Source organism: Pelagicoccus sp. SDUM812005, assembly GCF_031127875.1.
GTDB lineage: Bacteria > Verrucomicrobiota > Verrucomicrobiia > Opitutales > Opitutaceae > Pelagicoccus.
On sequence record NZ_JARXIA010000012.1, the window covers coordinates 168,113 to 191,081 of the forward strand.

The following is a 22,969-nucleotide window of genomic DNA, read 5'->3' on the forward strand; positions in this document are numbered from 1 at the left end:
TCCTATTGGGTTAATCTACCTTTCTCTAGAGTTCAGCGGCCCAATGCCGCGAAAATATCATCCATGTCATAAGTTACAAACTTCGTGCACTGGTCGCTCATCGCGTACGGCATCAGCAACTTGCCCCGATGCTCCAAGGCCCCGCAGGTATACACCACATTTGGCACGTAGCCCTCGCGCTCGTCCTCCACCGGCACCAAGATCGGCTCCCGCGTACGAGCGATCACGCGACTGGGATCCTCCAAGTCGAGCAGGGCGGCGCCGATCGCGTACTGCCGCATAGCCCCCACCCCATGGGTCAAAAGCAACCAACCCTGCTCCGTCTCGATCGGAGCTCCGCAGTTGCCGATCTGCACGAATTCCCACTCGTAGGTGGGCCGCATCAGCAGCTGCTTCTCGTACCAGAAGTGCAGCATGTCCGAATACATCAAGTACAAGTTCTCGCCGTCCTGGCGCGACACCATCGCATAACGTCCACCAATCTTGCGAGGAAACAGGGCCATTCCCTTGTTCAACGCCTGCGGCCCGTTCAAGGTCGACACCCGAAACTCCTCGAAGTCCAGCGTATCCAAAATTTGGGGAATCGCCACCTTGCCATCGTAGGCGGTATAGGTCGCGTAGTAGCGGACCGAGCCATCCTCGTCGACGAATCGGGTAAAGCGGGCGTCCTCGATCCCCTTGCGCTCTACCGAACTGCTGGGAAAAAGGACCCGCTCCGAGATGGGCTGCTCGGGAGAAAAGCGGGCGATGTAATTCGCTCGGGCCATCACCAGAGCCGCCTCCGCCGCCGCCAAGTCCGACTCACCCAAGAAACGGTCCCGCCCGCGCAGCCGATTCACCGTATCCTCCAATTCTCGGTAGGTGAACCGCTCCTCGAGCTCCTCGAAGACGAGCCTTACCAATGGCGTCGCCATCCCCGCGTCCCGCAGGCTCTTCAACAGCAAGCGCCGATCGTAGCTGGGATGCGGCTCCGCCTCCGCCGCCGTCACGAAGGGGGTCGGTTCGTCCAAGCGCGGCATTCCCTCCTTGTCGACCACCCCAGTGCGAAAGGTAATCGATGATATATGCCCCTCGCCCGTCGCCCGCAAACTGAGGATGAAACGCAGCTCCCCCTTCTTCACTCCCGACTGGTCAGGATGAGCGACGATCGAAGGGTTGAAAAGCGCCGCCGCCTCGAGCGCGTATTCATGGGTAAAATACGCTCCCAACAGCAAACGCCGCCATTCGCTCACAGGCCGGTCGGTCAGGAGATAAGGCTCCACGTCGCGAAAGCGCCTTTCGAAATAGGACTTCAAACGGGTATGCCTCCCCGCGAACGACGCGAGCACCCGCTCGCACTGGGCCTGAGCCTCTTCCTCGCTCAAGCCCATCACCCGAGCCACGATCCGCGTGTGCCGCCCATTCTCGCCTAAGGAAAACGGACGAAAACAAACCCGCGAGCTATCGGGATTTAAGGTAAGCTTCGAGCGCTTCGCCGTGACCATCGTTCCAAGCCTCCGAAAAACGTCTCAAATCTCGTTGCGGACACAACTCCAAGTCCAGTATCCGCAATTGCGCTACAGCCTCCGAATCCAACATCTTCGGACCATAGCGAAAACTCATCAAAGCGAGCCGATGCACCTCGCGCTCAGCCCGAGCCCGGCGCCCCTCCTCCAAAAGCTGCCGCACCTGCGGGATCTCCGTGGCAAGCAAGGTTCGCAAGCCAAACGGCAACCAAGCTTCGCGCGGCAAGGCCGTCTCGATCCGCCTCGCCCGCTCGATCAGGCTGCCCAGCTTACGCGCCCGAGCAGCCCCTTTTCCATTCCTTCGTCTACTTTTGAAATAAACACCCGAATCGTGGTCATTCGCAATCATCGCTAGAAAACAAAAATCGTGATCAACCTTACTAGAACCGTTTCAAACTACCTCCGCCAAAACCGCAGCTCCTCCCGCAAGACTTCGACCTCCTGCTTGAGCTTCACCACGATCATGGCAGCCCGCATGTCTACCCCGAGCTCGCCGCGGACCTGCTCGGCCTGCCGCGCCAGGTAGACCGCGTCCCAATCGAATTGATACCCCAACCGCTGCGTGTCTCCAAGCGGTCGATACAAGCCCATCCGACAGTACTTCAAAAACGTGCGCGTCGTCACGCCTGCCAAGTTGGCAGCCCGCGAAACGTCGTAGATCTCGTCGGTCGCGCCCGGCGCCCGCCAGCGGGGTATCAGTTTGTCATTGGGCTCAGCATCCATATCGATTTCAGAAAACTAACCGCAGCAGCCGAAAAAGACAACTCGCGAAGAGCCGCCCTCGCGCTTTTCGACTTTCCCGTCGCGCCGAGGTTCCGCGCTACGAATCGCGCCAAAAAAAAGGTGCCTCCCTCCTCCAGAGAGGCACCGACGACATACCTAACTGTGTTATTCGATAGCGATGGTACGCTTGGCGGCCTTCGCCGCAAGGGGCAGGTTCACGGTGAGCACACCGTCCTCTACCTTAGCTTTGATCTCGTTCTCATCGATATCGACGTTGAGTTCCAGGTTGAGCCTGAAATCTCCTTCCGCGCGTTCGCGACGGAAAGTCTTCCATTCCTCCTGCGCCACCTCGACCGCCGCAGCCTCGATGTTCAGCAAATTGCCGTCCAGCGTGATGCGAGCCCCATCCTTGGGGACCCCCGGCAAATGCACCTCCAGACGATAGGCGTTGTCCTCCGAGTGCACGACGTACTGTGGCTTGCGATAGGTTTTCTCTTCCTTGGCAGCTTGGTTTTCCTGCGTGGTTGCTAGTTCTGAATTCATGACTGACTCCTTTCCTGCTTAGGCAATTGCGATCTTGCGGGGACGGCGCTCCTCAGCCTTCGGAATGCTGACTTGCAACATGCCGTTCTCCAACTTCGCGGAGACCCCCTCGATGTCGATGTCGTCGCCGACCGTGATGCTGCGGCTCATGCTGCGCTTGCTCGAACCCGATTCGGACTTGTCCTCCACGTTCACCGTGATGCTCAAGACCGAGTTCTCGACCTTCAAGTCGATCGCGTCCTTGGCAACGCCAGGCAACTCCGCCGTTACGTAGTAGTGGTCGTCGTCGCCATAAACATCGAGCGGGAAGTCGCGGTGCGTCGCGGTCTTGAAGGCCGACGGCCAGAGATCGCTGCCTCCCAAGGCTCGGTTGAAAAGTCGATCCATTTCGAAAAACGGATCGCTGGGCCATGTGTTTCGCTTAACGAGTTTCATGATAATCCTCCTTCGATTGAATTTTAAGTGTGCCCCTAAAGATGCACAAAAAATGCCAAGCTCAGAACCGCTACTTTAATGTTATTAATCAACGACTTATAAAACCTAACGCACCTACGGGGTGACACACTTTTTCCCAACTTGAAAACGCTCGGCGAGCCAGCTTGTCACAGGCTCCCGAGCCCCACGGAATCACCCGCTGCTAAACGTCCGTCAAAAGCGGCCGCTCCGCCTTCCCCTGTTTGCGCCGCAGCGAAAACCGGTACTCTAATCTAGTCAGTCACCCCGCTTCGCATACCGTGTACCCGCCCCCCACAATCTCCCTTCGACAAGCCTGCCGCCTCGCGTCAGGCCTTATCGCGCTGCTCCCCTCCCTCTTCGCCCAGGCCGAGCGACCCTTCCAATCGCTCGAGAAATGGGGAGTGCCTCGCATCGAAAGATTCGTCCCCGCCACCACCCGAATCAACTCCCCCGTTACCCGCATCGCCATGCTCCCCCATGGCGAAATCGCCTTTATCAACGATTCCCAATTCACCCTCTTCGACGGGACCCACTGGACCCAAGTGCCCGAGCTGGCCCGCGCCTTCGAAGTCCTCAACCTCCAGGACGGTCTCACCATCGTCAGCAACCTCGGATCCGTAAACAGCCTCGCTCCAGACCGCTTCGGAGGCTACCACGTCGAGGGCCTCTTCGGCCCCCAGGACCGCTCCGACCTTCCCCTCACCTTCCGCTACGTCGCCGAAGCCCGCGACGCCCTCTTCGCCAGCCACGGAACCCACCTCACCATCCTCCGCGACTCGGCCCCCGCCCAAACCCACCTTCTAGAGGCTTGGGCCAGCACCCTCTTCTCCATCGGCGACCAAATCTACGCCACCGGCGGCACCCCCTCCCTCCTCAACCGCTGGGACTGGGAAAAACAGCGCCTCGTCGACTGCCAACAGGTCCTCGAATCCACCGAATACGTCTGGATCACCACCGTCAGGAAACGGCAGGAAGGCGGAGTCTGGCTCCTCAACGAACAAGGCCGCATCATCGGTTTCGACGGCGAGACGACCTGGTTCTGGAACGGGAACGCCGACATCCAACAGCGCGGCGCCACCATCCAATGCTTCCAGGAGATCGGTCCCGACCAGCTCGCCGTCGGCACCAACGCGGACGGGGCCCTCGTCTACGACAAGGAAGGCAAGCCCGTCCTCCACATTTCCAAACGCCACGGGCTCGACGACATCAGCGTGCTCGGAATCGGCTCCGACGACCAGGACGGCCTCTGGATCAGCACCAAGCGCAGCCTCTCGCGCGTGCCCCTCGACCCCACCGCCCTCGTGTTCGACGAACGTCACGGACTCGACGGACAGGTCATCGACCTCGAAATCTTCAACGGACGCCTCTACCTCGCCACCCCCATCGGCATCTACGCCCACAACCCCGAGGCCAGCCGCATGGAGGAAACCTTCACCCTCCAGCACCGCCTCTCCAAAGTGAGCGAAATCCTCGCCCACCAAGGCAAGCTCTTCGCCACCGGATCCCAGCTCTCCCTCATCGACGAACACGGCCAGCTCGAAGTCCTGTCCGTCGAAGGATCGACCAACCTCTTCCAGCCCAGCTCCGACCCAAACCTCATCCTCGCCGGCAACTTCCAAGGCATCCTCGCCAGCCGACTCGAAAACGGAAAATGGAGCGCCGCCCAGTACCTTTCCGGCCCCCAGCGCGAAGTCTTCGGCCTCACGGAAGCTGCCGACGGGACCATCATCGGCAGCCTCGGCAGCCAGGACTACGCCAAAGTCACCCTGCAAGGCCCACGCGGCCACTACTCCATCCGCCCCATACCCGCCGACATGGGAGGCAACTGGAGCAAAGCCGCTACCCTCAACGGATCCATCTACCTCAACTCCGACCCCTGCATGAAATGGGACAGCCAGCGCGACGACTTCGCCCCAAGCCCCGACATGCTCTACTACCCTGGCCCCCCGCCTTTCGGATTCGACCACATCTTCGGCCCCTCCCCCGAAGACGCCTGGGTCTGCGCCAACGAACGCAGCGGAAAAACCGTCCCCCGCCCCAACCGAAACATCATCGGCCAAATCGCCAGCATCAACGACTCCCTCAACACCCGAGCCAAGTGCATCGCTTACGACGCAGCCGGACAAGCCTGGATCGGCGGCAGCTTCGGCCTCATGTTGGCCCGATCCCCCCAATCCGCCCCTCCCGAGATCGCGCTCACCCCCAGCATCCACAAGATCACCTCGCTCAAGGACGGCACCGCCCTCCCCATTGACGGAGCCCCCAGGGGAACCCTCGAACTCGCGCCCGACCAGAACTCCCTCCGCATCGAAGCCGAATTCCTCCACTTCTTCTCCGCCGACCAAAACCAATTCCAGATCTACATTGAAGGCCTCGATCCCATCTGGCCCGACTACAGCGACATCCCCTTCCGCGAAGTCACCAACATCCCCCCCGGCTCCTACACCCTCACCCTCAACGCCCGCAACAACTTCGGCCAATCCGCCGCCTTCTCCCTCCCCCTCCACGTCGCTGCCCCCCTCTACCTCCAGCCCCTCGCCTTCGCCGTCTACCTCTTCGCCTCCCTCTTCGCCGTCTCCCTCGTCGTCTACGCCTACAACCGCCAACAGATCCGCCGCAGCCGCCACCTCCAAAAGCTCGTCGCCGACCGCACCCAAGAGATCGCCAGCAAAAACGCCGAGCTCCAGCAGCAAGCCCAACGGCTCGAAACCCAAAACGAGCAGCTCGCCGAAAAGACCGAAGAGCTCACCGCCACCACCGAAGCCCTCACCTCCACCCTGCGACAGCTCCAGGACATGCAGGACCAGCTCGTCTCCACCGCCCGCACCGCCGGCAAGGCCGAAGTCGCCATCAACGTCCTCCACAACGTCGGCAACGTCCTCAACTCCCTCAACGTCAGCGTCACCCTCCTCAGCCAAAGAGCCCAAGCCTCCCAAACCAGCAAGCTCACCCGCCTCGCAGAGCTCGTCCAAACGCACCAGGAAAGCTTCGCCGACTTCATCGCCCACGACCCCCGCGGAAAAAGCCTGCCCCTCTACATCGTGCAGCTCGCCAAAACCATCGAAGAAGAAATCGCCGCCACCCAGCACGAGCTCGGCGTCATGAATGACGACATCGACCACATCAAAAGCGTCATCGCCGCCCAGCAAACCCACGCCAAAAGCGACAGCATCGTCGAGGACGTCAACCTCCACGAGCTCTGCCAAACCGCCCTCAACATCGTCGGCAGCGAACGCGCCCAATGCAGCGTCGAAGTCATCGACGAAGTCCCGCCCGACCTTAGCGTCGAAAACGACAAGCACCGCCTCCTCGACATCGTGCTCAACCTCATCTCCAACGCCTTCGACGCCATCGACGAGCAACAGCCCGAGATCGGAGTCATCACCCTGCGAGCCCGACCCCTGGCCGACACCCAGCAAGTCGCATTCAGCGTCACCGACAACGGATCCGGCATCGCCCCCGAAAACCAAACCAAGCTCTTCCGCCACGGCTTCACCACCAAGCCCACGGGCCACGGCTTCGGCCTGCACAGCTGCGCCAACGCCGCCAAAGTCCTCGGAGGCAAGCTCACCCTCAGCTCCCCCGGCCCCGGCCAAGGCGCCACCGCCACCCTCACCCTCCCCCTCCGCTACGCCCCCCAAGCCTCCCCCGCAAAAAGCACATAACAAGCCCCCGGCCCCCTCCCCCCCCTACTGCCGAACCGCCCCCACCACCCGTCCCGCACCACCCGTCCCCCAGCACCCCCCGCTTACGCAAAACCAACCCAACGTTATATAAATCTTGCGCGCCCCTCCCCGCCGCTAGCGACGTACAACGCTCCCCCTACCAAGCCCCGCACCAAGCTGCAGCTCACCCGAACTGCTCGCCCGCGTCGACCTGCTCAGCGTCGCCACAACCCGCCCCAACCGCCTCTACCTCCCACCTCCCGGCACCCCGGCAGCCCGCCCAAGCCTCCGGCGAGCGCCAACCTAGCTGCATGCCAGCTTCTCCCGAGTGCCACCCGAGCGCCCGAACCACACGCCCCGAGCCTCACCAAAACTCTCAAACGAACCGCCCCCCAGCCAATCGCCCCCAAATCCCGCAACCAGCATCCCCAAAACACCCGCCCCCGCTTGCGCAAACGAAACCCAACGTTATATAAATCTTGCGCGCGCCTCCTCCTCGCCCCGCCCTCAAGCTCTCGCGACCCTCTTCGCCCCACCCCGAAACGCCCCATGCTAAGCAGTAAATCCCTCGAAATCCTCGCCATCATCGGCGATCTCGCGCTGGAGACCGGAGCCTTCGCCGCCCGCAAGGTTTCGAAAATATGCTTTGCCCAGCACGGCGGAACCCGCCGTGCCTACACCGAGCTCCTACGACGGCTGGAAGCAAACGAGCTGATAATCGTGGAGCAAATCGATTCCGCCGACCCCGAAGATTGGGTCCTGCGCCTAACCGCGACCGGAACGCAAAAGCACTCTCCAGCCAGCCCTCTGCGCGCATGGGAAAGCCCATGGGACGGACTTTGGCGAATGCTCACCTTCGACCTGCCTGCCCATGACCACAGCGCTCGCTCCCGACTCCGAAGCTGGCTTGAGGAACTCCGATTCGGCAAACTGCAAGGCAGCGTCTGGATCAACCACCGTTCCCTCTCGGAAATCAAACGATCCTTCGCCACGCTCAAGGTCCCGCCCAACGCCATTGTATGCATGGAGGGCACCTTCTGGGACAAGGGAAACGAAGGCCAATACGTAGAAAAAGCCTGGCGCCTCAGCGCCGCCCAGGACGCCTACTCCAAGTACCTCAAGTTCTTGGACCAGCTCCAGATGCCCGCTCCCTCTTTCCAAACGTACCAGAAATGGCGTTCCCAAGAGCGCCCCCTCTGGAACCACGCCCTTTCGCTGGACCCATTGCTACCCCGCGACCTCTGGAATCGATGCCGCCGTGGCGCCAACCTCGCCCTCGAAGCAGAAAGCCGCCGCGCAGCAGCCAAACGCGCCTGGAGCGAAACCATCCCCCACTGGACCGACCTCTCCCCCTGAGCCCCCCCCCCTAAGACTAAGAAAATCCCCGCCCGCCTCCGCCGCCGCGCAGCCCCTGCGCAACTAAAACCCAACGTTATATAAAACTTGCGCAACTCGCCTTCCCCGACGCTTCCTCCCCCCTGCAAAGCGCCCCGACCAGGGCACGTAAAAGGCCGTACCCTCTCGGATACGGCCTCGAAATAAAAACGGATCGCGCGCCGCTAAGCCCTACACGTTGCGCTCGGTCACTTCCAACAGGTGGTAGCCAAACTGCGTCTTGACCGGACCCTGCACCTCATTCACCGGCGCCGAGAAAACCACCTCGTCGAATTCCGGAACCATCTGGCCGCGGCCAAACTCGCCCAACGCTCCGCCGCTCTGGCCGGACGGACACTTCGAGTGCGCCTTCGCCAAGTCCGCGAACGCCTCGCCGGCGTCGATCTTCGCCTTGAGCTCCTGACACTGCTCCTCCGACTCCACCAAGATATGGCGAGCGCTCGCCCGCGGCATCGAGTCGCCGCGCGCCGTCACCTCCAAAAGGTGGTAGCCAAACTGCGTCTTCACTGGCCCCTGGACTTCCTTCACCGGCGCCGAAAAAACCACCTTGTCGAATTCCGGCACCATCTGGCCCTTGCCAAACTCGCCCAATTCCCCGCCGCGCTGGCCGGACGGGCATTTCGAATGCTCCTTCGCAAGATCCGCGAAGGACGCTCCGCCCTCGATTTTAGACTTCAGCTCGTTGCAGAGATCTTCGCTCTCAACGAGAATGTGACGGGCACTGGCTCTAGACATGGTATATAATTGGGTCTCAGGTTACGTATTCGAATTTAAGAGGACGGCCAACCTTGCAATCTCGCCCCAGCGCGTAAAGCCCCAATCCCCGCCCCTTCATTATCCCACTCCCCATCAAGCCCTTACTTCCCCCACTTTTCCCGGCACCCGCCCACCCCGCACCCCATGAAACGCCACCTTCCAGCCCTGCTCGCCCTCGTCGCCACGCCCCTCTTCGCCGACTCCGAGCTCATCCCCTTTACCCTCCCTTGGAACGACGACGCCCCCGGCATCACCGACCTATCCCACCTCAACCACGACACCGCCGGCCAGCACGGCTACATCGCCGTCGACGCCCACAGCCACTTCACCGCCGGCGGAGAACGCGTCCGCCTCTGGGGCGTCAACATCACCTCCCACTCCTGCTTCCCCACCCACGCCGAAGCGGAAGGCATCGCCGCCCGCCTCGCCAAGTTCGGCTTCAACATCGTGCGCTTCCACCACATGGACAACAACTGGGGCGGCGGCTCCCTCATCGACTACGCCCGAGGCAACTCCCGCCACCTCCACCCCGCCAACCTCGAAAAGCTCGACTACTTCATCGCCCAACTCAAAAGCCACGGCATCTACTCCAACCTCAACCTCATCAACTCCCGCGACTTCAAGGTCGCCGACGGCCTCGACCCCCAAACCGAAGCCCAGCTCGACGCCAAGGAACGCCACATCCTCGGCTTCGTCGACCCCACCTTCCGCGACCTCGAAAAGGAATTCGCCCGCAGCCTCCTCGCCCACACCAATCCCTACACCGGCCTCACCTACGCGGAAGACCCCGCCATCGCCGTCGTCGAAATCAACAACGAAAACGGCATCTTCCACCAGTACTACGGCGGCTCGCTCAACAAATGGCCCAAAGTATACAAAAACCAACTACAGGGTAAATGGAACGCCTGGCTGCAAAGCCGCTACCCCGACACCGCCTCCCTGCTCGCTGCCTGGAGCGGCGACAGCGAACCCTTCGGCCCCGAAAAGATCGCCAACCCCAGCTTCGCCAACGGTCTCGCCAACTGGAACTCCGAACAACACCAAGGCGCCGCCGTCACCGCCACCACCGGCACCTTCCACGGTCGCCTAGCCATCAAGCTCGACGTCACCACCACCAGCCAAACCAACTGGCACGGCCAGCTCAACCAAAGCTCCCTCGCCCTCGAAAAAGACCAGCTCTACACCCTCACCTTCTGGACCCGAGCCGACGCCGCCCGTACCTTCAGCGTCGGTATCGGCCTCGCCTACGCCCCCTACTCTGGCGTGCACAGCTACGCAGGGCTCACAGCCACCACCGATTGGCAAAAGCACAGCTACACCTTTACCGCCGGCGTATCCGATAATAACCTACGCCTCAACATCTCCAACTACATCGGCCAAACCGGAGCCCTCTACTTCACCGACTTCTCCCTTCGCTCCGGAGCCGACCTCACCGCCACTCTCCCCACCGGCCAAAGCCTCGAAGTCGCAAACATCGCCAGCAACACCAGCGATGGCTCCTACCTCCCCAAACGAAACCTCGACTGGACCCGCTTCCTCTCCGAGCTCGCTACCGACTACTGGACCGACATGCGCGACTACATCAAAACCGATCTCGGCTACGGCGGCCTGGTCAACGGCACCACCATCATGAACTCCACGCCCAACATCCAAGGTGTGTATGATCTCGTGGATACGCACGCCTACTGGCAGCACCCCCAATTTCCCGGTACCCCGTGGGACCCAAACAACTGGACCGTCGAGCCCACCTCCATGGTAAACACCCTCGACAACACCCTAGCCGGCCTCGCCAAGCAACGCGTCCACGGCTACCCACACACCGTATCCGAATACCAACACGCCTACCCCAACCCCTTCGCCTCCGAAGGCCCCCTCCTCGTCGCCGCCTACGCCTCCCTGCAGGACTGGGACGGCATCTATTTCTTCGACTACTCAAAAGGCAGCTCCGGCGCTTGGGACCAAGGCTATTGGGACGGCTACTTCAACATGAACGCCCACCCCTCCGCCATGGCCAACGCCCTCGCCGGCGCCCAAATCTTCCGCCAAGGCCACGTCGCCCCCGCCGCCCAGCAAGTCCTCCTCAACTTCTCCCCCGAAACCGAAACCCACATCGTCGCCACCCAAGGCCGCGCCTGGAAAGTCGGCGACGGACGCGACCTCGACATCCCCCACGCCCTCGCTCTCACCCACCGAATCGCCCTCTCCATCGGCGACTCCCCCAGCGGCCAGCCCGCTCCCCCCGCCGCTCCCGACGGCCCAGCGTATCCCTCCGACACCGACGAACTAAACTGGGACCTCTCCTCCCCCAATAAAGGAGTCGTCACCATCAACACACCCAAAACCCGCAGCCTCATTGGCTACATCGACAACCGCCGCTTCGACATCGGAAACGTCGGTATCGAGATCGCCACTACGCAAGAAGACTGGGCCACCCTCACCCTCACCGCCCGCCAAGGCTCCTTCGACCAGCCCTACTCCGCCGCCAACATCCTCCTCGTCGCCACCGGACTCACCGAAAACACCGGCATGCTCTGGACCGACTCCACCAAAAGCTCCGTCGGCAGCAACTGGGGACGCGCCCCCTCCCTCACCGAAGCCATCCCCGCCACCATCACCCTGCCCTATCCCGCCGACCGCACCACCGCTTGGCCCCTCGACCAAACCGGCCAACGCCTCGACCCCATCCCCCTCGCCGCCAAGCCCGACGGCACCAGCTCCCTCGCCATCGGCTCCACCCACAATTCCCTCTGGTACGAAATCGAAGTCGCAGCCGGCGACCCCTACCAAAGCTGGCGCCAAAGCATCTGGACCGACCCCGCCGCCCTCGCCGACGATTCCCTCTCCGGGCCAAGCGCCGACCCCGACGGCGACCGCATCCCCAACCTCGTCGAATACTTCGCCGACCTCGACCCCAACTCCCCCGACACTCGCAGCCCCATCCAGCAAAGCGTCACCCTCGTAAACGGCAAGCCCACCTTCACCTACCAACTGCTCATCCCCGCCGACTACCCACTCGAGCGCCTCCGTATCGCCACCACCGCCGACCTGCAAACCTGGCAAAGCCACTCCCTCGAAGCCGACCCCATCCACCTCCAAGTCACCCCCCACAACGCCACCCACCACCAGCTCACCCTCACCCACCGCCCCATCACATCCCCCGCCTTCTCCCGCTTCGCCACCCATTCCGAACACGAAAACTCCCCCTAAACACGCCGCCGCGCCGCGCTCCCAAAGCGATCGAAACGCTCTGCTCGCGTTCCTTCACCATTCAATTGACACTCCCCCGTCACAAACTACCGTCCCCGCTGCCTGTCAGAGCACCAACAACACAACAGCCAAACCAAAACCAGAGCCATGTCACACTTCGACACCGTTAGCCTCGCTCCCGCGGATCCCATCCTCAGCCTCACCGAGGCATTCAAGGCCGATCCCAACCCCGACAAGATCAACCTCTCCGTAGGCGTCTTCGTCGACCAGTCCGGAGTCACTCCCATCCTCGACACCGTCAAGGAAGCGGAAAAGCGCATGCTCGAAAGCTCCACCTCCAAGAGCTACCTGCCCATGACCGGCACCCCCGCCTACGCCAGCCTCACCCAGAAGCTCTGCTTCGGCGAAGAGCTCGCGGGCCAACTGCAAGGCCGCGTCGCCTCCCTGCAGACCCCCGGCGGCACCGGCGCCCTGCGCGTCGCCGCCGACTTCATCGCCAAAAACCTCGATACCAAGACCGTTTGGGTATCCAACCCCACCTGGGCCAACCACAAAGGCATCTTCGCCGCCCCCGGCCTCCAGGTCGAAACCTACAACTACTTCAACGCCAGCACCCTCAGCCTCGACTACTGCGGATTCCTCGAAACCCTCGAAGCCATCCCCGCCGGAGACGTCGTCATCCTGCACGGCTGCTGCCATAACCCCACCGGAGCCGACCTCACCCTCGAGCAGTGGGAAGACGTCGCCCGCATCGCCGCATCCAAGAAATGGATACCGCTCGTCGACTTCGCCTACCAAGGCTTCGGCGACGGCATCGAAGAAGACGCCGCCGCCGCCCGCATCATGGCCAAGGCCGGCCTCCCCCTCTTCGTCTGCCAATCCTTCTCCAAGAACCTCGGCCTCTACCAAGACCGCGTCGGCGCCCTGCACGTCGTCACCGACGACGCCGCCAACTACGCCAACGTCGTCTCCCAGCTCAAGATCTCCGTACGCGTCAACTACTCCAACCCGCCCGCCCACGGCGGAGCCATCGTCACCACCATCCTCTCCGACGAGAAGCTCACCGAGCAGTGGCACGCCGAGCTCGCCGCCATGCGCGAACGCATCGCCAGCGTGCGTACCCAGTTTGTGGATGCGCTAAAAGCCGCCGGCATCCAGCGCGACTTCAGCTTCCTCACCCAGCAAAAAGGCATGTTCTCCTTCACCGGCCTCGGCAAGGAGCAAGCCATCGCCCTGCGCGAGAAGCACAGCGTCTACATCGTCGACTCCGGCCGCATCAACGTCGCCGGCATCACCGACGACAACATCGACCGCGTCGTCGCCGCCATCAAAGCCGTCCTGTAGGACCAACCTCCCACGGCGAAAAAGACTTTATATCCCTCCAGGCGAGCCCACCCCGGCTCGCCTTTTTCGCGTCCGCGCAGCAGGATCCCACAACCCCCACCAAACCCCATCTGCGAAAATCTGCTGCCAAACACCCCATCACCCACATCCCCAAAAATCGATCTGCGCACATCTGCGGAAATCTGCGGGCCAAAAAAAGCCCCCCCACCCCGCTCCATCCAAACACCATATCCACCCTAGGGCATCCAGATCCACGAAAAGCTAGTAAGGAAATAACCCCACACATCCGATCCAATCGTTGCAATTCCCCTAGCGGAATTGTTTACTAGCTTCCAGCAATTCCTCCTCATGAAAAAGCCTCCCACAGGCGATGGGCCTGCTCCCAAGCGATTCCTGGTCAACGCCCGCGCCCAAGTCATCGACTCCCCCACGGCCCCGCCGTCCGCCCAAACAGGCCCCGTAGCGTGGGCCAGCCAAGTCCACCCCTCCCTCGAGCAAGCCTGCCAAGACGCCTTCGACGCCTTCCTCGAAAGCGGAAAAACCAGCTGGCAAAGCTCCTTCCCCCCCGCCGACGCCCCTAGTTGGATTACCCTCCACTTCGAACGCATCGCCACCCCAGACTCCCCCCAGGAGTGCTACCAAGTCACCCTCGAGCCCCACCCGCCCGCCCTCGTCGAAAAACGCGCCGCGAAGCAGGACGACTACCGCAAACGCTACAAGAACCTCCTGCGCAAGATGAACCTGCTCATGGGCTCCTCCCAGCAAATGTGCTGGGACTGGGACCTCCAAAGCGACTCCATGACCCTCGTCGGCCCCCAAGAGTGCATCCTCGGCTACCACTACGACGAAATCGACGACGGATCCACCTTCTGGTTCGAACGCGTCCACCCCGACGACCTCCGCGAAACCCGCGAATCCCTCCAACAAACGATCGACGGCAACCAAGACACCTGGGACTCCGAGTACCGCTGCAAAAGCGCCGCAGGCCCCTACCTCTGGATCAAGCAATTCGGCGTCGTCACCCAACGCCGCGAGGACGGCAAGGCCAGCCACATGCTCGGCACCACCCAGCTCATCGAACAACGCAAGAAAACCGAGCGCGAAAAACAGCGCCTGATCGAGCGCTACCGAGCCATCGCCGACGCCCAAGGCGACGCCGTCGTGCGCATCACCGCCGACCACCGCATCACCTACTACAACGACGCCTTCGCCCAACGCTTCCTCCGCACCGACGATCCACAGCTCACCCTCACCCTCGAAGAAACCCTAACGCGCTGCCCCGACCTCTCCCCCTTCGGCTCCGTCGTCGAAACCACCCTGCAAAACCGCATCTCCCACACCTTCGTCACCGACAGCGCCCCCCGCCACGGCCACGCCCTGCGCCACCTCTGGCACGCCACCCCCATCGGCGATCCCCACGCCCCCGTCCAAGAAGTCCAAATTTCCGGGCGCGACGTCACCGCCCTCAAGTCCCTCGAAGAAGCCCTCGTCCAGTCCAACCGCGAAAACCAAGCCAAGGACCGCTTCCTCGCCATGATCAGCCACGACCTCAAAACCCCGCTCAACCCCATCCTCGGCTTCTCCGAAATCCTCATGAGCCGCCCCCGGCTCGACGAAGACGTATCCACCCTCGCCGAACGCATCCACGCCGCCGGACGCCAGCTCCACGAGCACATCGACAGCCTCCTCGAGATCTCCAAGATGGACCCCGAGATCTACGACCGCGAGTCCGACTCCGTCACCCTCAACGACCTCCGCGACGACTTCGAATCCACCTTCGCCCTCAAGGCCGAGAAAAAAGGCATCACCTTCCTCACCGCCCTAACCGGCCCCCGCGACCAAACCTTCGCCCTCGACCAGAAGCTCCTGCGCAACGTCCTCAACAACCTCATCGACAACGCCATCAAGTTCACCCCCAAAGGCAAAGTCCTCCTCCTGCTCGGCCTCTCGCCCGCGCCCGACGCCCACGCCTCCGCCCAACTCACCTACAAAGTCATCGACGACGGCCCCGGCATCCCCGAAGGCAGCCTGCAGCAGATCTTCGAACCCTTCGTACGGGTCGACTCCTCCAATTCCCGCGAGACCGAAGGCGCCGGGCTCGGGCTCAGCATCTGCCGCCGCGCCCTCGAAATCCTCGGCGGAGAGATCCAAGCCACCCCCAACCCCGACCAAGGCATGACCTTCAGCGGCACCATCCCCGTCGCCCCCATTCGCCCCTCCCAGCAAGCCCTGCCCGCCCACTCCAGCGACGCAAGCTTCCGGCCGCCCCCCAATACCCGCACCCTCATCGTCGACGACATCAAGAGCAACCTCGAGGTCCTCCAAGAAGTCCTCTCCGACCTCGACCTCAAGTCCGAAGCCTGCAGCGACGGCGCCACCGCCATCGAGCTCATCTCCGAGATACCCTACGACATCGTCTTCCTCGACATCCACATGCCGCAAATGAACGGCATCGAAACCTACAACAACCTACGCTCCCGCGACAACGCCCGAGCCCGACCCTACTTCGTCGCCGTCACCGCCGACTCCACCCCCCAGACCCGACAATCCTGCACCGAAGCCGGTATCGAAGATTTCATTACAAAGCCCATATCCCGTTCCAAGATAAAGCGCGTCCTAGGCGACTTCCAAAAAAAGAAAAACCGCACCTAACCCCGCCCCCCCCCGTAGGGCTGTCGCTCGCGACACGCCGCGTTGCAGGATCCCCCGTAGCGCGGAGCTTCAGCCCGCGACCGCCTTGCAGGATCCCCACACACCAACCTCCCCCCCAACAAACGCCACCTCGCTCATCAGAGCGATGTCCACCCGCCCCCATCCTCAGAAACCCCAAAAAATCCGCGTAATCTGCGGGCCCAAAAAAAACACAACCCAATCCCCCACATCCCCACTCATCCCACTCCCCATCCCAGTCCAAAAAAGGCCCGGGCCGCGGAAAAGCTCCCCCCGGAACTCTATCATCCAACGACCCGGACCCAAATCCAGTCCAGAGCTGCGACGCCCCTATCGATCCCAAGCCCCCAGCAACGCCTTCATGTAGCCCATCGAGTAGGCCATGCCCGCGTACCAAGGCGCCGCGCAAGCCATCGCCGGAGCATGATCCGGAATCAGCACCCCCTGGAAGTCATGCTTCTTCAAGATCGCCACGATCCGCTCCATATCGATATCCCCCTCGTCGATAAAAACCTCTTCGTAGTTCGGAGCCTTGCCCCGCACGTTGCGAAAATGGACGTATCCAATTTTTCCCTGCGCCGCATACCGCTCCGTCGCCTCGTAGATATCCCCCTCCGTCATCTCCGCAAGCGTCCCCAAGCAGTACTCCAGCCCGCTGCACGAGCTCGGCACCAAATCCAGCAAGCGCTGATACATCTCCGGCTGGTAAACCAAGCGCGGCGTATCCCGCAAGCGCGGCACCGGAGGATCGTCCGGATGAGCCGCCAGCATCACGCCCGCCTCCTCCGCCACCGGAACTAGCTCCCGCAAGAAATACTCCAGTCGGGCCCAAAGCTCGTCGCTGCCGATCCGCGTCCGCTCCGCCGTGCCCGTCGCCGCCTCGTCAAAAGTCATGTTCCAAACCATCCCGTCCAACATCGGCTCCGTATCCACAAACCCCTCCATGCCCACGCCCCCCGCGCCGCCGCGAGCGTAGTTGCCCGTCGTTCGCCCATACACGCCCGCCAAGCTGAAGTTGTAGCCCATCACCGCGATCCCCACCTGGCCCATGGCCCGGATCATCTCCTTCAATCCCTCCATCTGCTGGGCCTTCTTCGGCCCGTCCAGCAAGACATCGTGCCAGTGGGCCGGATCGAAATTCTCGATCGCATGCCAAACCAGCCCCTCGCTCTCGATCAAAGCCTTGATCTCCCGCAGCTCCTCCACGCTCCACAGCTTGTCCGGATCGCCCGCATGGCCCCAGCCACCGCCGCGCCCGCCCGTCGTCGGCTGGTCCGTCCCCTTCCCGCCCTGGTTAAAGTAGTCCACCAAATGCACCACGATATGCGTCGCCCCCGCCTGCTTGGCGAAGCGAAGATGCTCGCGGTCGAGCATGTGACGATAAAGGCCAAATCCAAGTTTCATAACCGTATCCTATCTACAACTACACCTAAAAACCGATCGAGGCCCCGCCATCCACCGGCAAGCAAACCCCCGTCACGAACTTAGCCGCCGGCGACGCCAAATAAGCCGCCGCCCAGCCGATATCCTCCGGATCCCCGAAGTCCCCCAACGGCGTGCGCGAAAGGATCTTCTCCTTGCGCTTCGGATCCGCATTCACCGCCTTGTGCATGATCTCCGAATGGATCCACCCCGGGGCGATCGCGTTCACCCGCACCCCGCGCGGCGAAAAGTCAGCCGTCAAAGCCCTCACCAAGCCCAAGTGCGCCGTCTTGGCCGCCGAATAAGCCGCTACCATCGGGATGCCGAAGATCGAAGCCATGGAAGCCGTAAAAATGATATTCCCCGTCCCCCGCCGCATCATCGCCTTGCCGAACTCCCGGCTCAAGGCAAAGGCCGCGTTCACATGCGTCTGCATCACCGTCTGGAACTCCAAGTCGCTGATCCCGCTCGCGTCCTTCTTCAAATGCACCCCCGCATTGTTGATCAAGGTATCCACCGGGCCCAGCTCCTCCTCCACGCCCGTCACAAACTCCGGAATCGCAGCCAGCTCCGTCACGTCGCAGACCCGGTAGCAAGCCCGCTCCCCGATCTCCTCCGCCGCCGCTTGCAAGGCCGACTCCCGCCGACCCACCAGCACCACCTCCGCTCCGCAAGCCGCCAGGCACTTCGCCATTCCCAAGCCGATGCCCGTGCCGCCACCCGTGATCAATGCCCGCTGTCCCGCGAGATCAAATGCGTTCTTCATAAAAAACAAACTACCGGACTCCCCCCAGAGCAAAAGAGAATTGATAACGGTGAAATTAACCCGATGTTATAAATTCCTATGTCGCAGCGAAAATACCCCCACCGCCTCCTCCCCCCCTCCGAGCTTTACCCCACCTGGCAAGGCGACATCAACCAGCCCCTCGTCTACCTCGGCTGGGGCGAGCGAAACTTCGCTCGCGAAGCCATCCCCATGCACAGCAACCCCGGCTGGACCTACTGGATCCTCCTCGAAGGCGCCGTCACCCTCCAACACCGCCACGGTACCCGAACCTACCAAGCCGGCGAAGGCCTGCTCTGCGGGCCCGACTTCCCCTTCGGCTTCCCCCTCCAAAACGGCAAAAGCGTCAAGGTGCTCAACTGGATCTGGAAAGACGCACCCCTGCGCGATCCCGCCCCGCCAGAAAACCTCTTCGAAACCGTCAGCTTCGCCCAAGACCAAGTACGCCTCCTCAGCGCCCTGCACGAGCAATCCCGTATCATCACTCTGGATACCTCCGAACAAAACGCCGTCGCCCTCTTCCACCTCCGCGGCCTGCTCGACCACAGCTTCCGCCGGGCCGGCGAAAACCAAAACAGTAGCTCCGGCCGCAACCGCATCCGCGCCGCCCGCCAATGGATGCTGCACAACTTCGCCAAGACCAACCCCGCCACCGCCCTCGCCCGCTTCCTCGACATCTCCCCCATGACCCTGCACCGCCTCTTCATCGACGAGCTCGGCGAATCCCCGGGCAGCCACTTCCAAAAGCTCAAGATGGACCACGCCCGCCACCTTCTCAAACTCGAAGGCCGCTCCGTCAAAAGCGTCGCCTACGAGATGGGCTACCGGCACCCCCAAGACTTCAGTCGCGCCTACAAAAAGCACCACGGCGCCGCCCCCAGCCACTAGGGCGTGGCTTTAAACGAGCTCAAAACGCGCAGAATCCATACCAGTGCCGCAAAGTCCGGCTCGCTCACAAATACGATAGATCGGATGCAAGACTGGGATAACAGGCCTAAGCGCAAACAGCTCTGCTCAATCGTACTTTCACGTAAATTAGCCTTGTCTCTAACCAAGTCCGAAATAGTTTTCCCTGCATGGAAAAAGCGCCGACTAACAGGAGAATCCGAAAATGTGTTATTACCCCAAAAGCGCGCATAACACCGGCCATAGCCTGTTATTCTGACAACTTAACTGTTAAAAACGGTAAATAACACCCTCCTTGTTAGTCGTACCAAAAGCGCACATAATACTACTGATGGGGAGATATGGAATTTTAAGAGAGAACAACTTAGCGACGTATCCAAATTCTAGATTCAAGAATTAAATATGAAGATCCTGCAACGGAGAGATAGATCGATTTTCGAGAAGGCCAACCAATCCGAAAGCCCTTTTAAATAGGATTGATCCTGCAGCAAATCAAAGATCGCAAATTGGCAATCGATCCGAAGACTGAATCCAAGAAAAGAAAAGCCCCAATTTCCAAGACAAACCCAACTCTTAAGATGAAAAACTTAACCCCATCAAGTCGGTCCTCACAACTCGCGCAAGCGCTCGCGTGAGACCTCTGCGTTCGGTATGAACAAATGAAAATTATACACATCCCCTTGCTTGCCTTCTTTTGCCTGATTGCAGGTTGTAAAACAACAAATATTCCGACCAAACCAGAAGGACACGTCACTCTACTCGGAGAAACGGTGACTATGGGAACCCTACTTGGGAAAAAAGGAGGAAATATTTTTATCGTAGAAATTGACGGAGAAGCACGAGAGGCATCTCCAGGGAATCCCGTTTACCTACCTCATGGTCATCACAGAATTGGATTTTGGGCAGCTACCGGATACAGAAGATCGGAAATCATTCGATTTGATTTCACAGCAAAGGAAGGCAATGACTACTATATTGATGTTATAAAGGGAGGTGAAGTCATAGAAGTTACCTTCATCGAAACAACCAATAACGAGCAAAAGGAGGTGCATTCATGGAAACTACCAACAGTTTACCAACAAGGTAGCGGAATATACACTCCTCTAGTAGTTCAATAATACCGAACAAGTCGTGACATACAATTCCGGAGGCTGCGCCTCCTCCATCGTATGCACTCGGCGTTGGACGAAAAGAAATGAAAAAGATACTCTCTGCGATTATCATCCTACTGGGAGGCTTAGCATCAAATTCGAATGGATCCGAATTGAAAGAGTCCTCCACGAGCTTGGATATGGTTAGCCTGAGGCCGTTCCTCGTGGCAGTCACTCAACACATCGATTCTGGATTTGGCAGTCAGCAGATAGACAAGGTCTGCGATCTAGCCAAAAAATTAAGAATAGAAAAAGAGAAGACCATAAAATTTAAAGTTACCTACAATTCAGAGAATGAACCCCTCGTAGTCCACCTGTACAAAGACGATATCGACGTAATCGATGTCTTCATTTTCTCGACTGAAAAAATCACGAAAGAAATCGATCAGTCGATGGAGCGATTTTTCGAAAGCATCAATCAATGATGTCCAACCAGGCAGTCGATACAACGGCGGCAAACGCTCGCCTCTTTGACAAAGATACTTCGAAATCAACGAACCCAGACGTGGAGGCGATGACCAAAGCCGCCGTCGTATCACCTTAGCGTTGGGGAAAGAAAAATGAGAAACATAATAGCAACCTTACTAGCCGCGCTCTATTGCTCCTTTGCTGGCCTTTCAAATTCCGAAACCGTCGTACCATCAGCGGACTATTCCCTTCCGTCTCTTTCACAAGAGACGCTGGATCGCATTGGCGAAACAATCGGAAATTCACGAATTGTAGCTCTCGGAGAAGCAACTCACGGGACAAAAGAAGAGACCTACCTTCGTGCTCAGATAGTGAAACATCTGGTCACTCAAAAAGGATTCACGATTTTAGCGATCGAAGATCAGGTCGCGAACGCCTTCACGGTAAACGCCCAAATCGATGATGTTAATAGCGATGCAGATAGAATGCTTCGCAGTCTCGTTTTCTGGCCATGGCACAACAAGGAACTAGCCAAGTTACTGAAATGGGCTCATGAAAATAAGACTGGGCAAAGCCCATTCAACTTCAGGCTTATGGGTTTCGACACTCAGGTCCCAGTTTCAGGAGGCATCAGGCTTAACCCTTTCATTAAGGAAACTGGAATTAGGTTTTTAAGCGTAGGAGAAAAATACAATAAGAAGATTGAAATCGAAGATTTCGATGGTGATCCAATAGCAGCATCTGACACAGTCATCGAATTTATAAAATCAAGAGCCCTTGAAGAAGAACTATTGCTTTGTGCGCACGCAATTCGGGAGCATTATTTACAAAGAGCCAAAAGGCAGTCGCGCGAACAAGGGATGGCTAATATGGTAAACAAAATCACAGATCTAAATCCTAACAGCAAAGTAATTATGTGGGGGCACAACGTACATTTTTCTAAAAAATCGGATTTACCGAATTCTAGCGTCGAGAGTCTCGGCTACCACCTATCTCAATTTTACGGAGAAGATTATTTTGTCTTAGGCCTGGCTGTTGGCTCTGGAACATACCGGGCGATTGATCTTGAGGCCAAGAAGAACCAAGAAAATGAGATTCCAATGCCACCCCAAAGTAGTCTTGAATCTAAATTGAGCGGCATCACCGAAACACCAATATTTATAGAGAAAGAAGATTTTCCTACTGAAGTTACTCGACAATGGCTCCCCGGAAGTATGGCACACCCAAAACAGTTCTACGATCGCGACATCCACAATGACTACGATGCATTACTCTGGATTCCCCACGTGACAGCCTCAGAATTCATCGATTACGATAACAAAGAATAGCCCCAACAAAACGCTACAGACAACTAGCGCAAGAGCTCGCGTCTGAGCTCGACGTTGGACAAAAAGATTAATGAAGGTCGTCTCGAGCACAAACACCGTTAGGGCATACGAAAACCGAAAACAAAGAATGAATCTGCATTTTCGGCCGATTCTCTCGTTCTCGGAGTGCTACCCATTTACTACACAGAGCTTTCAAGAGGCCACATGGTACGTTGAGTCGGAGCACTTCGACAAACTATACTTTGACCTAGCGATGAGTGTTCATTCGCCATTCGAAGTAAAGAACGACCATATCTGCATAGAGTTCTTCCTTTCCATCAAAGATGCACCATTCGTTCATGATGACTACGAGTGTAAAGTCGGGTTTAGGGGCTCAATCGAAGAACCAATTTCAGGAAGAACGATGATTAAATATGACTCATGGGGAGTTGTGCGAACCACCTGGAAGAAAGGACTCCAATGACCCGAATCAAACAAAGAAACAGGTCCAACAAGGCAGAGCTCACAATGTCGGCAAACGCCCGCCCCTTTCACAACGAAGCCATGAAAACTAACCTCAACAGACTCGGAACCTCAGTCGAAGCCGACATCGTGAGTCTTTGACGTTAGCGAAAAACTAATCATGAAACTAACAATCGCCCTGTTCATCGTATTCTCAGCTCTATCCGTTGATGCAAGGGCTGGAGTAGTGTTCGATCAAGTCTCA

The 22,969-nt window shown here is 59.5% G+C and carries 17 protein-coding genes and 1 pseudogene; 9 read left to right on the forward strand and 9 right to left on the reverse strand.

All coding sequences use genetic code 11. The annotated features are described in order from the left end of the window. Positions 1-32: 32 nt before the first annotated feature. From QEH57_RS15020 to QEH57_RS15040, 5 genes are all read right to left on the reverse strand, one after another. The gene (locus QEH57_RS15020) at positions 33-1,484 is read right to left on the reverse strand and encodes a glycoside hydrolase family 130 protein (RefSeq protein ID WP_309007572.1); all 1,452 of its coding nucleotides are present in this window, start codon (positions 1,482-1,484) and stop codon (positions 33-35) included. Continuing rightward, positions 1,441-1,854: a hypothetical protein gene (locus QEH57_RS15025; protein ID WP_309007573.1), complete on the reverse strand. Its 414-nt coding sequence runs from the start codon at positions 1,852-1,854 to the stop codon at positions 1,441-1,443. Before QEH57_RS15025 ends, QEH57_RS15020 begins: the two co-directional genes overlap by 44 nt. 47 nt (positions 1,855-1,901) lie before the next feature. Further along, the gene (locus tag QEH57_RS15030) at positions 1,902-2,228 is read right to left on the reverse strand and encodes a hypothetical protein (RefSeq protein WP_309007574.1); all 327 of its coding nucleotides are present in this window, start codon (positions 2,226-2,228) and stop codon (positions 1,902-1,904) included. Positions 2,229-2,393: 165 nt separating this feature from the next. After that, positions 2,394-2,771 (reverse strand): Hsp20/alpha crystallin family protein, encoded by a 378-nt coding sequence (locus QEH57_RS15035; RefSeq protein ID WP_309007575.1) that lies wholly within the window; start codon positions 2,769-2,771, stop codon positions 2,394-2,396. Between the two features lie 18 nt (positions 2,772-2,789). After that, on the reverse strand, positions 2,790-3,206 hold the full coding sequence (locus tag QEH57_RS15040; protein ID WP_309007576.1) for an Hsp20/alpha crystallin family protein: 417 nt from the start codon (positions 3,204-3,206) through the stop codon (positions 2,790-2,792). Between the two features lie 299 nt (positions 3,207-3,505). On the opposite strand from QEH57_RS15040, the gene QEH57_RS15045 reads away from it, so the two are divergent. Further along, positions 3,506-6,892, forward strand: coding sequence for an ATP-binding protein (locus QEH57_RS15045; protein WP_309007577.1), 3,387 nt, complete (start codon positions 3,506-3,508; stop codon positions 6,890-6,892). A 549-nt stretch (positions 6,893-7,441) separates the two neighbouring features. Next, positions 7,442-8,248, forward strand: coding sequence for a hypothetical protein (locus tag QEH57_RS15050; RefSeq protein ID WP_309007578.1), 807 nt, complete (start codon positions 7,442-7,444; stop codon positions 8,246-8,248). 210 nt (positions 8,249-8,458) lie between these two features. Here the strand turns inward: QEH57_RS15050 and QEH57_RS15055 are convergent, their stop codons facing one another. Then, complete coding sequence (locus tag QEH57_RS15055; RefSeq protein ID WP_309007592.1) at positions 8,459-8,740, reverse strand: peptidylprolyl isomerase; 282 nt, start codon at positions 8,738-8,740, stop codon at positions 8,459-8,461. Positions 8,741-8,743: 3 nt separating this feature from the next. Then, positions 8,744-9,022: pseudogene (locus tag QEH57_RS15060) on the reverse strand (peptidylprolyl isomerase); the annotation flags it as partial. Between the two features lie 165 nt (positions 9,023-9,187). Here QEH57_RS15060 and QEH57_RS15065 point away from each other — a divergent pair. From QEH57_RS15065 to QEH57_RS15075, 3 genes are all read left to right on the forward strand, one after another. After that, positions 9,188-12,250, forward strand: coding sequence for a carbohydrate binding domain-containing protein (locus QEH57_RS15065; RefSeq protein ID WP_309007579.1), 3,063 nt, complete (start codon positions 9,188-9,190; stop codon positions 12,248-12,250). 147 nt (positions 12,251-12,397) lie between these two features. Next, positions 12,398-13,594 carry an amino acid aminotransferase gene (locus QEH57_RS15070; RefSeq protein ID WP_309007580.1) on the forward strand — a complete coding sequence of 399 codons (1,197 nt, stop codon included), beginning with the start codon at positions 12,398-12,400 and terminating at the stop codon, positions 13,592-13,594. Between the two features lie 348 nt (positions 13,595-13,942). Next, positions 13,943-16,246, forward strand: coding sequence for an ATP-binding protein (locus tag QEH57_RS15075; RefSeq protein WP_309007581.1), 2,304 nt, complete (start codon positions 13,943-13,945; stop codon positions 16,244-16,246). 348 nt (positions 16,247-16,594) lie between these two features. Here the strand turns inward: QEH57_RS15075 and QEH57_RS15080 are convergent, their stop codons facing one another. Then, a complete protein-coding gene (locus QEH57_RS15080) occupies positions 16,595-17,668 on the reverse strand; it encodes a mannonate dehydratase (RefSeq protein WP_309007582.1) in 1,074 nt (357 codons plus the stop codon). 25 nt (positions 17,669-17,693) lie between these two features. Continuing rightward, positions 17,694-18,452 (reverse strand): SDR family oxidoreductase, encoded by a 759-nt coding sequence (locus tag QEH57_RS15085; protein WP_309007583.1) that lies wholly within the window; start codon positions 18,450-18,452, stop codon positions 17,694-17,696. Positions 18,453-18,530: 78 nt separating this feature from the next. Between QEH57_RS15085 and QEH57_RS15090 the strand changes: the two genes are divergently transcribed. From QEH57_RS15090 to QEH57_RS15105, 4 genes are all read left to right on the forward strand, one after another. Then, on the forward strand, positions 18,531-19,358 hold the full coding sequence (locus QEH57_RS15090; RefSeq protein ID WP_309007584.1) for an AraC family transcriptional regulator: 828 nt from the start codon (positions 18,531-18,533) through the stop codon (positions 19,356-19,358). A gap of 677 nt (positions 19,359-20,035) precedes the next feature. Beyond that, the gene (locus QEH57_RS15095; protein ID WP_309007585.1) at positions 20,036-20,494 is read left to right on the forward strand and encodes a hypothetical protein; all 459 of its coding nucleotides are present in this window, start codon (positions 20,036-20,038) and stop codon (positions 20,492-20,494) included. A gap of 77 nt (positions 20,495-20,571) precedes the next feature. After that, positions 20,572-20,952 (forward strand): hypothetical protein, encoded by a 381-nt coding sequence (locus QEH57_RS15100; RefSeq protein ID WP_309007586.1) that lies wholly within the window; start codon positions 20,572-20,574, stop codon positions 20,950-20,952. Between the two features lie 135 nt (positions 20,953-21,087). After that, positions 21,088-22,263, forward strand: coding sequence for an erythromycin esterase family protein (locus tag QEH57_RS15105; protein ID WP_309007587.1), 1,176 nt, complete (start codon positions 21,088-21,090; stop codon positions 22,261-22,263). Positions 22,264-22,969 lie beyond the last annotated feature (706 nt).